Source organism: Terrabacter sp. P5_B1 (assembly GCF_056400505.1).
In genome coordinates this window covers 1-12,248 of the sequence record NZ_JBFULD010000102.1, presented here as the reverse complement: position 1 = coordinate 12,248, position 12,248 = coordinate 1, and the positions used below count along the sequence as shown (strand labels likewise).

The 12,248-nt window shown below is 71.7% G+C and carries 11 protein-coding genes; 10 read left to right on the top strand and 1 reads right to left on the bottom strand.

The genetic code is table 11. The annotated features are described in order from the left end of the window. Window positions 1–165: 165 nt before the first annotated feature. The 10 genes from AC1DP0_RS09555 (at window position 166) to AC1DP0_RS09510 (ending at window position 11,418) form a co-directional block, all read left to right on the top strand. On the top strand, window positions 166–720 hold the full coding sequence (locus AC1DP0_RS09555) for a MaoC family dehydratase (RefSeq protein WP_478084041.1): 555 nt from the start codon (window positions 166–168) through the stop codon (window positions 718–720). 163 nt (window positions 721–883) lie between these two features. Then, on the top strand, window positions 884–1,774 hold the full coding sequence (locus AC1DP0_RS09550) for a PHP domain-containing protein (RefSeq protein ID WP_478084039.1): 891 nt from the start codon (window positions 884–886) through the stop codon (window positions 1,772–1,774). A gap of 132 nt (window positions 1,775–1,906) precedes the next feature. Next, the gene (locus tag AC1DP0_RS09545) at window positions 1,907–3,157 is read left to right on the top strand and encodes an acetyl-CoA acetyltransferase (RefSeq protein WP_478084037.1); all 1,251 of its coding nucleotides are present in this window, start codon (window positions 1,907–1,909) and stop codon (window positions 3,155–3,157) included. 33 nt (window positions 3,158–3,190) lie between these two features. Further along, entirely contained in the window at window positions 3,191–4,708 is a 1,518-nt protein-coding gene (locus AC1DP0_RS09540; RefSeq protein ID WP_478084036.1) for a carotenoid oxygenase family protein, read from the top strand. Continuing rightward, the gene (locus AC1DP0_RS09535) at window positions 4,692–5,696 is read left to right on the top strand and encodes a winged helix-turn-helix transcriptional regulator (protein ID WP_478084033.1); all 1,005 of its coding nucleotides are present in this window, start codon (window positions 4,692–4,694) and stop codon (window positions 5,694–5,696) included. Before AC1DP0_RS09540 ends, AC1DP0_RS09535 begins: the two co-directional genes overlap by 17 nt. Window positions 5,697–5,702: 6 nt before the next feature. Next, window positions 5,703–7,427 (top strand): class I adenylate-forming enzyme family protein, encoded by a 1,725-nt coding sequence (locus AC1DP0_RS09530; RefSeq protein ID WP_478084032.1) that lies wholly within the window; start codon window positions 5,703–5,705, stop codon window positions 7,425–7,427. Beyond that, on the top strand, window positions 7,424–8,371 hold the full coding sequence (locus tag AC1DP0_RS09525) for an NAD(P)H-dependent flavin oxidoreductase (RefSeq protein WP_478084030.1): 948 nt from the start codon (window positions 7,424–7,426) through the stop codon (window positions 8,369–8,371). The genes AC1DP0_RS09530 and AC1DP0_RS09525 overlap by 4 nt, the downstream gene beginning before the upstream one ends. A gap of 107 nt (window positions 8,372–8,478) precedes the next feature. After that, entirely contained in the window at window positions 8,479–9,366 is an 888-nt protein-coding gene (locus AC1DP0_RS09520; protein WP_478084028.1) for a RecB family exonuclease, read from the top strand. 68 nt (window positions 9,367–9,434) lie between these two features. Further along, complete coding sequence (locus AC1DP0_RS09515) at window positions 9,435–10,268, top strand: ParA family protein (protein WP_478084026.1); 834 nt, start codon at window positions 9,435–9,437, stop codon at window positions 10,266–10,268. A gap of 103 nt (window positions 10,269–10,371) precedes the next feature. Then, entirely contained in the window at window positions 10,372–11,418 is a 1,047-nt protein-coding gene (locus tag AC1DP0_RS09510) for an NAD(P)-dependent alcohol dehydrogenase (protein ID WP_478084024.1), read from the top strand. A gap of 65 nt (window positions 11,419–11,483) precedes the next feature. Here AC1DP0_RS09510 and AC1DP0_RS09505 read toward each other — a convergent pair whose 3' ends face one another. Further along, entirely contained in the window at window positions 11,484–12,050 is a 567-nt protein-coding gene (locus AC1DP0_RS09505; RefSeq protein WP_478084022.1) for a pyridoxamine 5'-phosphate oxidase family protein, read from the bottom strand. Window positions 12,051–12,248: the final 198 nt, after the last annotated feature.

The following is a 12,248-nucleotide window of genomic DNA, read 5'->3' as shown; positions in this document are numbered from 1 at the left end:
CTCCGAGACGAGCGACCTGCCTGTCGTCGCCGACGTCGCCCAGCCCGCGGCGCAACCGTGAGCAAGCACACGGCATACGACCATGGGCGTATGCCGTGTGCTCGGGCAGGCTGGTAGCCGCTCGTCCCAGCGGGGCCGGGCGATCACTCTCGACGAGGAGCGGCAATGCAGTTCGGACGCAGCTACGAGGAGTTCGAGGTCGGCGCCGTCTACCGGCACTGGCCCGGGAAGACGGTCACGGAGTACGACGACCACCTCTTCTGCCTGCTGACGATGAACCACCACCCGCTGCACCTCGACACGCACTACGCCGCCGGGTCGACGCAGTTCGGGCAGAACGTCGTCGTCGGCAACTACGTATACTCGCTGCTGCTCGGCATGTCGGTGCCGGACGTCTCGGGCAAGGCCATCGCCAACCTCGAGATCGAGTCGCTGAGGCACGTCGCGCCGACCTTCCACGGCGACACGATCTACGGCGAGACGACCGTGCTCGACAAGTGGGAGTCGACGTCGAAGGACGACCGCGGCGTCGTGCACGTCGAGACGATCGGCTACAAGCAGGACGGCACCGTGGTGTGCATCTTCCGCCGCAAGGTGATGGTGCCCAAGGACAACTACCTCGAGGAGCGCGGCGGCGAGCAGCCCGGTCGACCGGTGCCGGTACCCGACAGGAACTGGCCCGGCCGCGAGACCACGTCTGAGGCGACCGCGCAGCCCTGATCCGCCGGGAGTCGTGGAGATCCTCCGGCACCAGGGGCCGGAGGATCGGCACGCATCGTCAGACCGCCGTCACGTTCGGCGCGCGCCGGCGAGGTCGACGGTGGTGACAGGCCTCCGGGGGTGGCAGCGACAACCGCGACCCTCTCGCCCCTACGCTTGGGGCGTGACACCGACCGGGACCGCGCGCGCGGCGCGCACGCCTCCGGTCATCGACCTGCACACCCACTCGACGGTGAGCGACGGCACCGAGACCCCGGCCGAGCTCGTCGCGGCAGCCGCCGTGGCTGGGGTCGACGTGCTGGCCATCACCGACCACGACACCGTCGCGGGCTGGAGCGAGGCGGCCGAGGCGGCCCGCGTCCACGGCGTCACCCTGGTGCGCGGCATCGAGATCTCCTGCGCGTGGCGGCACTCCTCGATCCACCTGCTCGGCTACCTCGTCGACGCCGACGACGGACCCCTCGCGGCGGAGCTGGCGCGGGCCCGGGAGTCACGCTCCACGCGGCTGGAGCGGATGGTCGCGCTCATGGCGGCGGACGGCATACCCCTGGGGTACGACGAGGTGCTCGCCCAGGTGGGGCCCGGCGCGACCCCTGGGCGGCCCCACATCGCGGACGCCCTCATCGCCAACGGCACGATCAGCCACCGGGACGAGGCGTTCCAGTCGTGGCTCGGCAACGACTCGCCCTACTACGTCGGCCACTACGCGCCCGACCCCGTCCGGGCCGTCGAGCTCGTGCGGGCGGCCGGTGGCGTGCCCGTGATCGCCCACCCGTTCACCCTGACCCGTACGGGGGTCCTGGACGACGCGCTCATCGGACGGATGCGTGACGCGGGCCTCGTCGGCCTCGAGGCGCACCACCGCGACCACGGCCCCGAGGAGGTCGCGCGGGCCACGGCGCTCGCCAGTCGGCTCGGACTGCTGCTCACGGGATCGAGCGACTACCACGGCGCGGGCAAGCGCAACCGGCTCGCCGAGAACACGACGGCCCCGGAGGCGTTCGAGGCGCTCGAGGCCGCCTCGAGCGGCGCCACCGAGGTGCTGAGGCCCTGACCCACGTCGCCCCGACCGCCGCCCACCGAAATGTGTCCTGCCACGCCCAGGAGCGACTCTGCTTGCCGTAGTACCGTGCTTGGGATAGGCAAGGCTGGGCACCGACGGGCGGCGTCGGGAGCGGAGGCGGAGATGACGGCCGGCAGCCCGAGCGCCTCCCCGACCGGGGTCTGGGTGCTCGGTGGGTTCCAGACGGACTTCGCGCGCAACCTGACCCGTGAGGGGCGCGACGTCTCGGATCTCGTGGGCGAGGTCGTCGACGGCACCCTCGAGGCGAGCCACGTCGCCGCGACCGACGTCGAGGTCATCCACGTCGGCAACGCCTTCGGCCAGCTCTTCACCGGTCAGGGCCATCTCGGCGCCATGCCGGCGACCGTCCGTCCCGACCTGTGGGGCCTGCCGGCCACCCGACACGAGGCGGCCTGCGCGTCCGGCGGGGTCGCCCTCCTGGCCGCCATGGCCGACCTGCGCGCCGACCACTACGGCTGCGCCCTCGTGCTCGGGGTCGAGCTCGAGAAGACCGTGCCCGGCGACGAGGCCGCCGCGCACCTCGGGGCAGCGGCCTGGGTGGGCCACGACGGTGACGGGGCGCGCTTCATGTGGCCGCACGTCTTCAGCACCATTGCCGACGAGTACGACCGGCGCCACGGGCTCGACGACGCCCACCTGCGCGCCATCGCCACGCTCAACCTCGCCAACGCGCGGCGCAACCCCAACGCCCAGACCCGCGGCTGGGACGTCCCCGACCTGGGCGGAGCGCAGGCGACCGACGACGCCCTGAACCCGGTCGTCGAGGGCCGCCTCCGCCGCTACGACTGCAGTCAGGTCACCGACGGCGCTGCCGGTGTCGTCCTCGTCTCCGATGCGTGGCTGCGCGACCACCCGAAGCGCCGACCCCTCGCCGGCATCGAGGGCTGGGGCCACCGGACCGTGGGGCTCGGGCTGCGCCAGAAGCTCGAGCGCGACCGGGACGAGCTCTACGTCCTGCCCCACGTGCGCCGGGCCGTCACGGACGCCTTCGACCGGGCCCACGTCACGCTCGAGGACGTCGACGGTTTCGAGGTGCACGACTGCTTCACGCCGACCGAGTACCTCGCCATCGACCACCTCGGTCTCACCGGGCCGGGCGAGTCGTGGAAGGCCGTCGAGGACGGCTCGATCGCGCGCGACGGCCGCCTGCCGATCAACCCGAGCGGCGGTCTCATCGGCGGCGGCCACCCGGTGGGGGCGAGCGGCATACGCATGCTCCTCGACGCGACCAAGCAGGTCAGCGGTACCGCCGGCGACTACCAGGTCGAGGGTGCCCGCACCTTCGGCACGCTCAACTTCGGTGGCAGCACCGCCACCACTGTCAGCCTCGTCGTCGGGGCGGTCGATGACTGATCGCCGAAACCACTGCGCGGCAAGGAGAGCCGAATGGATGTAGAGATCGTCGGTCGGATGCTCTCGACCCTTCCCGCGGACGACGACCACCCCTACCGCACGGGTCCGTGGCAGCCGCAGACGACCGAGTGGCGGGCGGACGACCTCGACGTCGTCGAGGGTGAGGTGCCGGTCGACCTCGACGGCGTCTACCTGCGCAACACCGAGAACCCGGTCCACCCGTCGCTCAAGCACTACCACCCGTTCGACGGTGACGGCATGGTCCACGTCGTCGGCTTCCGGGACGGGAAAGCCTTCTACCGCAACCGTTTCGTGCGCACCGACGGACTGCTCGCCGAGCAGGAGGCCGGGCAGTCGCTGTGGGCCGGGCTCGCCGAGCCGCCCTACCTGGCGCTCCGCGAGGACGGCTGGGGTGCCCGACGGCAGATGAAGGACGCGTCGTCGACCGATGTCATCGTGCACCGTGGCACGGCGCTGACGAGCTTCTACCAGTGCGGGGACCTCTACCGGCTCGACCCGCTGTCGGCCGAGACACTCGGCAAGGCGACGTGGAACGGCCGGTTCCCCTTCGACTGGGGCGTGTCCGCGCACCCGAAGGTCGACGACCGGACCGGCGAGCTCCTCTTCTTCAACTACAGCAAGGAGGCGCCGTACATGCACTACGGCGTCGTCGACGAGGCCGACGACCTCGTCCACTACATCGACGTCCCGCTGCCGGGCCCGCGGCTGCCGCACGACATGGCCTTCACCGAGAACTACGTCGTGCTCAGTGACTTCCCGCTCTTCTGGGAGCCCGAGGCCCTCGCCAAGGGCGCGCACGTCGCGCGCTTCCACCGCGACCTGCCGAGCCGCTTCGCCGTCATCCCGCGGCGTGGGCAGACGCGCGACATCCGGTGGTTCGAGGCCGACCCCACCTACGTCCTCCACTTCGTCAACGCCTACGAGGACGGCGACGAGATCGTTCTCGACGGCTTCTTCCAGGGCGACCCGGAGCCCCAGGACAACGGCATGGGCAACCGGTGGGAGCGGGCCTTCCGCTTCCTCGCGCTCGACCGCATGCAGGCCCGCCTGCACCGCTGGCGGCTCGACCTGCGCACCGGCCTCGTCAAGGAGGAGCAGCTCTCCGACAGCATCACCGAGTTCGGCATGATGAACGGCGCCTACGCGGGCGGGAAGTACCGCTACGCCTACGCGGCCACGGGCAAGCCCGCCTGGTTCCTCTTCGACGGCCTCGTCAAGCACGACCTCCAGACGGGCGTCGAGGAGCGGTACTCGTTCGGCGACAACGTCTTCGGCAGCGAGACCGCGATGGCACCACGGGTCGGGAGCAGGGGCGAGGACGACGGTTACCTCGTGACGCTGACGACCGACCTGAACGACGACGCCTCGTACTGCGTGGTGCTCGACGCAGCACGGGTCTCGGACGGTCCGGTCTGCCGGCTCCGGCTGCCCGAGCGGATCTCGAGCGGCACCCACTCGACGTGGGCGCCCGGGGCCGAGCTGCGGCGATGGAGCACGGCGGAGACGGCAGCGGATGCGATCGCTCTCTGAGCCGGTGGTCGACGACGTCGACCCCGGCTCCGTCCCCACCGCGCTCGAGCCCGGTTCGACGAATGCCGTCGGACGCATGCTCGGACTGCTCGGCGACGAGTGGACCCTCCTCATCCTCCAGCGAGCGCTGCGGGGGACGACGCGGTACGGCCAGTYCCTCGACGAGGTCGCCGTCTCCAACACGGTGCTCTCCGCGCGTCTCGCGACGATGGAGCGCGAGGGGGTGCTCCGACGCGTCGTCTACCAGGATCGTCCGGTCCGGGCCGAGTACGTCCTCACCTCGCGAGGCCGGGGCCTCTGGCCCGTCACGATCGCGATCTGGGACTGGGAGCGCCGATGGGTCCCGCGGCACGCCCAGACGCTCCCCGCGATGCGGCACCGGCTGTGCGAGCAGGACTTCGCCCCGGTCCTGACCTGCAGGACGTGCCTCGAGGCCGTCCACTCCAGTGACGTGCATGCCGAGTGGGGGCCGAGCGGGTCATGGGCACGGTCCGTGCCGGAGTCGACGACCCGACGCCGGTCCGACCCGCGAGCCGACCGGTCCGTCGCGGGCCTCTTCCCGGAGACGATGTCCATCTTCGGCAACCGGTGGTCCTCGGCTCTCATCGGCGCCTCGCTGCGGGGGCTCACCCGCTTCGGCGACTTCGTGGACGCCCTGGCCGCGCCGCCGAGTCTCGTCGCCGAACGGTTGCGGGCCTTCTGCGACATCGGCGTGCTCGAGGCCCGGGGGCGCCGCGGACCCGGACGCGTGGGGCGCGCGGAGTACCACCTGACCGAGAAGGGACACGCCTTCTACCCCGTCGTCGCCGTTGCCATCGACTGGGCGCAGCACTGGTATGCCGCCGCGGAGGGGCCCGCGCTCGTCCAGCAGCACGTGCCGTGCGGGGCGCCGCTCGTCGTCGCGCTCGCGTGCGACCAGTGCTCGGTGGTCCTCCACGGCAGCGACATCGAGATCGTCCCGCGGTCCGCCCGTCGAGCGGGCCGGTGACCGGTCATGGCTCACGCACGGGGGCTGCACCCGCCTGCGAAGGTCGCCGACTACCGCTCGAAGGGGTGGTGGGGCGAGCAGACGCTCGACGGGATCTTCGCCGACCAGGTGTGCGCCCGCGGTGACGCGCTCGCCGTCGTCGACCCGGCTAACCGCGAGGCCCTGCTGGGCTCGTCCGCGCGCCGGCTGACCTGGCGGGAGCTCGACGCCGAGGTGGTCGCTCTCGCCGCCCGCCTCCTGTCGCTCGGCCTCCGTCGCGGCGACGTGCTGGGAGTCCAGCTCGCCAACACGGTGGAGCTCGTCGAGGTCTATCTCGCGGCGTGGCGGCTGGGGGTCGTCGTGTCGCCCCTGCCCGTGCAGCTGCGCGAGCGCGAGGTGGCCACGATGTGCGCCCGAGCCGGCGTGACGGCATACGTCAGCTGCGGGCGGTTCGGGGACCGTGCCCTGGCAGCCGACGCCGCCACGGCGCTCGCCGACGTGGACTCGGTGCGCGCCGTCGTCGCGTACGGCCCCGAGGTGGAGAGCGCGGACGTTCCGATCGGCGTCCGCGTGTGGCATCCGGGGCCGGCCACCGAAGGCGACCGCGACGCGGTGGAGGCGTATGCCGCGGGCGACCCGAACGAGGCCAACGACGCCGTGACGATCTGCTGGACGTCGGGCACCGAGAGCGCGCCGAAGGGCGTGCCCCGCTGTCACATGGACTGGCTGGCTGTCGGCATCGCGACGACCGAGGCGCCGCAGGTCACGACCGGCGACGTGCTGCTCAACCCGTTCCCGATGATCAACATGGCCGGCATCAGCGGGATGTTCCTGCCGTGGCTGCTCACTGGGTGCGTCCTGGTGCAGCACCACCCCTTCGACCTGCCGACGTTCCTCGGGCAGGTCGCCGTCGAGCGAGCCACCTACACGTGCGCCCCGCCGGCCCTGCTGTGGATGCTGCTCGGCAACGAGGAGCTCATGGCGACGGTCGACGTCAGCAGCCTGACGCGGATCGGCTCCGGGTCGGCTCCGCTGCAGCCGGCCATGGTGCGGGGCTGGCAGGAGCGCCACGGGATCAGCGTCATCAACTTCTTCGGGTCCAACGAGGGGGTCGGGCTGCTGTCGAGTCCGGTCGACTTCCCCGACCCCGAGGTGCGGGCGCAGTTCTTCCCGCGGTTCGGCGCGCCCGGGGTCACGTGGTCGACCCGAGCGGGGGAGTGGACCGACACCCGGCTCGTCGACATCGTGACGGGCGAGGACGTGACGGCGCCCGGCCACCCGGGGGAGCTGCACATCAGCGGTCCGAGCGTCTTCGCCGGCTACCTCCACGGCGACGAGCTGCCCAGCCCCTTCGACGACCGTGGCTACCTGCGCACGGGCGACCTCTTCGAGATCGCGGGCGACCAGGGACAGTACCTCCGCTACCTCGACCGGGTGCGCGACCAGGTGATCCGCGGCGGCATGAACATCGCACCCGCCGAGCTCGAGGGCCTCATCGCCGACCACCCCGCGGTCGCGGACGTCGCCGTCGTCGGCGACCCCGACGAGCGGCTGGGGGAGCGCGTCGCGGCGGTCGTCGTCCTGCGCGCCGGGGCGTCCCTGACGCTCGACGAGCTCGTGGCCTGGCTCCGCGAGCGGAGCATCGCGTCGTTCAAGCTCCCCGAACGGCTCGAGGTGCGTGACGAGCTGCCGCGCAATGCCGTCGGCAAGGTGCTCAAGAGGACGCTGCGCCGGGATGGGGCCCAGGGGTGACGCCGGACGAGCTGCTGCGCTCGCTGCGGCTGCCGGTCGTCGCGGCACCCATGTTCCTCGTGTCGGGGCCAGAGCTCGTCGTCGCCGCGGCGCGAGCCGGCATCCTCGGCGCCTTCCCGACGCAGAACTGCCGGACGCCGGAGCAGCTCGACGAGTGGCTGGGCGTGATCGCCTCCGGTGCGGGCACGGCTCCCTGGGCGGTCAACCTGATCACGCACCGGAGCAACAGCCGGCTCGCCGACGACCTGGCCCTCGTGGCGGCGCACCGGCCGCCCGTCGTCATCACCGCCCTGGGCTCTCCCCGCCCCGTCATGGACGCGGTCAAGGGCTATGGCGGACTGGTCGTGGCCGACGTCATCGACCTCGTCCTCGCGCGCAAGGCGATCGACGCGGGGGTCGACGGGCTCGCCTGCATCAGTGCGGGGGCAGGAGGTCACACCGGTCACCTCTCGCCCTTCGCGTTCGTGTCGGCGGTGCGCGACCTCTTCGACGGCCTCGTCACCGTCGGCGGTGGCATCGCGGACGGTGCCGGCGTCGCGGGCGCCGTGGCCGCCGGAGCCGACCTCGTCTACATGGGCACGCGGTTCCTGGCCACGACGGAGAGCCGGGCGACCGAGGGCTACAAGCAGATGGTCGTCGACCACGGCCCTGACGACCTCGTCGTGAGTGACGGCATCACCGGCGCAGACGCGTCGTGGCTGCGTCCGAGCCTGAGCGCCCACGGCCTCGATCCCGACGACCTCGGCGGGGCAGGGGTGCGCAGCTATGACGTCGGCCAGTCCGGCCAGTCCGAGGCCAAGCGCTGGTCGCAGCTGTGGGCGGCGGGGCAAGGACTCCAGAGCATCCGCTCGGTGCGTCCCGTGGGCGAGGTCGTGACCGAGCTCGAGGACGAGTTCCGCACGGCCGCAGCCCGACTCGAACGCATCGCCGGCCACCCCCACTGAGTCGGGTGCCGGCCTGCCTACGTCGTGGGGCGTCGGGAAGTGGGCACTCGGCTGGGCTTGGGGATGTCGTCCCGTGGACTGTCGGCCAGGGACCGTAGGGTGTCGGCGTGACGACCGGACCCGTGGAGCAGACGACGTTCGCCGGCATGCCCACGCCGCTCTACTCCGGCTCGCCGTCACGGTTGCTCGCCTGGCTCGACTGCCCGCGTCGCTACCGCATGCAGTACCTCGACCGTCCGCGGCCGCAGGCCCGACCGCAGCGCGCCCACACCTCGGTCGGCATCGCGACCCACAACGTGCTGCGGGACTTCTGGGACCTGCCGGCCGGCCACCGCACGCCTGCGGGAGTGGCCGAGCTCGTCCGCACATCGTGGATCGAGGTCGGCTTCCGCGACCCCGAGCAGTCCGCCGCGTGGCGGTTGCGAGTGCGTGACGCGGTCACCGAGTACCTCCGCGTCAGCGACCGCGACAACCAGCCGGTGGGCATCGAACGCAGCGTGTCGCTCAAGACCGACGAGGTCGCCATCACCGGCCGCATCGACCGCCTCGACGACCGCGAGGGCGAGCTCGTCGTCGTCGACTACAAGACGGGTCGCCAGGTCCCCACCGACGACGACGCGCGCACGTCGCTGCCGCTGGCGTTGTATGCCGTCGCGGCCTCCCGCATGTTCCGTCGCCCCTGTCACCGGGTCGAGCTGCACCACGTGCCGTCGGGCACCGTCGCCGCGCACGAGCACACCGACGAGTCGCTGGCCCGCAAGATCGCCGAGGCCGAGTCGATCGCCTCCGACCTGCGGCGCGCCGACGCGGAGTTCAAGGCGGTCGGCGTGGAGTCGACGCGCTTCCCGCCGCGCACCTCGGCGATCTGCTCGTGGTGCGACTTCCGCGCCCACTGCCCCGAGGGCCAGCAGATGGGGCCGGAGAAGTCCGACTGGGCCGGCCTCGAGCCAGCCGGCTACGACGACACCTCCCCGACCGGGCGCGACGGTGCCTGACTCGGACCCCGACGCCGACCCCGTGGCCCTCTCGGCCTGCTGACCGCTCGACCTGACACACTGGCCGCATGCCGCCCCGCACCCTCAAGAGCGACCGCTCCACCGCCCCGCGCCGGAGTGCGCGAGGCGCCACTCGTGGCAACGGCCCCACGACGATCGCTCTGGCGAACCAGAAGGGCGGGGTCGCCAAGACGACCTCCGTCGCGAGCATCGGTGCCGCGCTGGCCGAGCTCGGTCGGCGCGTCCTGCTCGTCGACCTCGACCCGCAGGCGTGTCTCACCTTCTCCCTCGGTGTCGACCCCGACACCGTCGAGAGCTCGATCCACGACGTCCTCACCGGTCGTGCCGAGGTCGGGGATGTCATCGTCACGTGCGAGGAGGGCGTCGACCTCGTGCCGTCGACCATCGACCTCGCCGGTGCCGAGGCCATGCTCCTCCCGCGACCCGGTCGCGAATACGTCCTGCGCTCGGCCCTCGAAGGCCTCGACACGGCATACGACGTCGTGCTGCTCGACTGCTCGCCGAGCCTGGGGGTGCTCACGCTCAACGCCCTCACGGCCGCCGATGCCCTGATCATCCCGATGCCGTGCGAGATGCTCAGCCACCGCGGCGTCGGGCAGCTGCTCGACACCGTCGCCGACGTGCAGAAGATCCTCAACCGCGACCTCGAGGTGTGGGGCATCCTGCCGACCCTCTTCGACGGACGCAGCAACCACGCGCGCGAGGTGCTCGCCGACGTGGGGGAGCGCTACGACCTCCCCGTCCTCGAGCCGCCGATCCCCAAGACGGTGCGCTTCGCCGAGGCCCCGGCCGTTGGCCGGTCCATCCTCGCCACCGCGCGATCGTCCAAGGGAGCGCAGGCCTACCGCGAGGTCGCCACGTCGCTGCTGGCGAGGCTGTGACCCGAGTCGCACAGGTTCGAGCGGACCGGCGGACGGGGAATGAATCGGGGTGAGGCTGCGCTGGACGAAGGGCGTCGCCACCCACCACGAAGGAGACACCCTCTTGATTTCCACCCCCGCCCTGGTCGCATCGAGTGCCGGAGCTGCCTTCGAGGCCCGCACCGTCGAGCACCGCGACCTGCGTGACGAGGACGTCCTGATCGACGTCAAGTTCGCCGGCATCTGCCACAGCGACATCCACCAGGTCCGCGAGGAGTGGGGGAGCGCCATCTTCCCGATGGTCCCCGGCCACGAGATCGCCGGTGTCGTCTCGGCCGTCGGTGACGGCGTCACGAAGTACAAGGTCGGCGACCGCGTCGGCGTCGGCTGCATGGTCGACTCCTGCGGCGAGTGCGAGTTCTGCAAGGACGGCGAGGAGCAGTTCTGCTCCAAGGGCGCCGTCATGACCTACAACGGCAAGGGCTACGACGGCGAGCCGACCAAGGGCGGCTACGCCCAGCAGGTCGTCGTCTCCGAGCGCTTCGCGGTCGGCATCCCCGATGGCATCGAGCTCGACGTGGCTGCTCCGCTGCTCTGCGCCGGCATCACTGTCTGGTCGCCGCTCAAGCGGTGGGGCGCCGGCCCCGGCAAGAAGGTCGCCGTCATCGGTCTCGGCGGACTGGGCCACATGGCCGTCAAGCTCGCTGCGGCGCTGGGCGCGGAGGTGAGCGTGCTGAGCCGAACCGACGCCAAGAAGGGCGACGGCGAGGCCCTGGGCGCGACCCACTACCACGCCACCGGCGACGAGGGCGTGCTCAAGGGCCTCAAGGGCAGCTTCGACCTCATCATCAACACGGTGAGCGCGGACCTGCCGATGCAGACCTACATCGGCCAGCTGCGCCCGCTCGGCGTCATCGCGAACGTCGGACTCCCGGCCGGCAACTACGACTTCGCCCCCGGCGCCGTCGTCGGTGGCAGCCGTGTCGTGGCGGGCTCCAACATCGGCGGGATTGCCGCGACTGCCGAGATGCTCGCCTTCTGCGCCGACCACGGCATCGGTGCGACGATCGAGAAGATCTCGGCCGATGAGGTCGACGCCGCCTACGACCGTGTCGTGGCCGGCGACGTGCGCTACCGCTTCGTCATCGACACCGCGACGATCAACGCCTGATCATCGTCTGACGAGCGCCCGTCTAGGGCGTGTGCGTTCGGCCGGGTCCTTCGGGACCCGGCCGTTCACGACGGGGCCGGCTCGGCGGCCGGGTCGAGGGCGGGCAGGCCGTCGATCGAGGCGGCGTTCTTGGAGGCGCGATACGTCGCCAGCCCCTCGTCGCCCCGGTTGTCCGCCCACCGGGTCAGCAGGTCGCGGTCACCGTCGTGCGTCATCAGCGGGACGGCATACCCGCACGAGTCGGAGACCCGATGCACGTCGACCACGACGATGCCCCGGGTGCCGGGGTGGTCAGCGAAGAACCCACGGTACGAGGCGAACTCGGCGTCGTGGAGGGCGAGGTGACGACCCGTCCCATGCAGCCGCACGATGTTGGGCGCGCCCTCGAAGGCGCAGAACATGACCGTGATGCGGCCGTTCTCGCGCAGGTGGGCAACGGTCTCGGAGCCGCTCCCGGTGAGGTCGAGGTAGGCCACGGAGTGCTCGTCGAGCACCACGAACGTGCCGGCCAGTCCCTTGGGGGAGACGTTGACGTGCCCGTCCGGTGCCAGAGGGGCCGTCGCGACGAAGAACAGGGGCTGGGCCTCGATGAACGAGCGCAGTCGTCCGTTGATGCCGTCATGGAGCTTCATGGGCCGTCCTCTCGGTGCCGCGTCTGCCGCCAGCGTAGGAGGAGGAGGCAGGGACGCCACGGGGCCGCCCGCAGCGTGGACCGTCCGGACGCGCGAACGCCCGGGCCGGACGCCGTGTGGTGTCGCCCGACCCGGGCCTGTCACGTGCTGGGTGCGGCGTCGGTCGGTCCCACCCGACGCCGCGAGGTCACTCGGTCG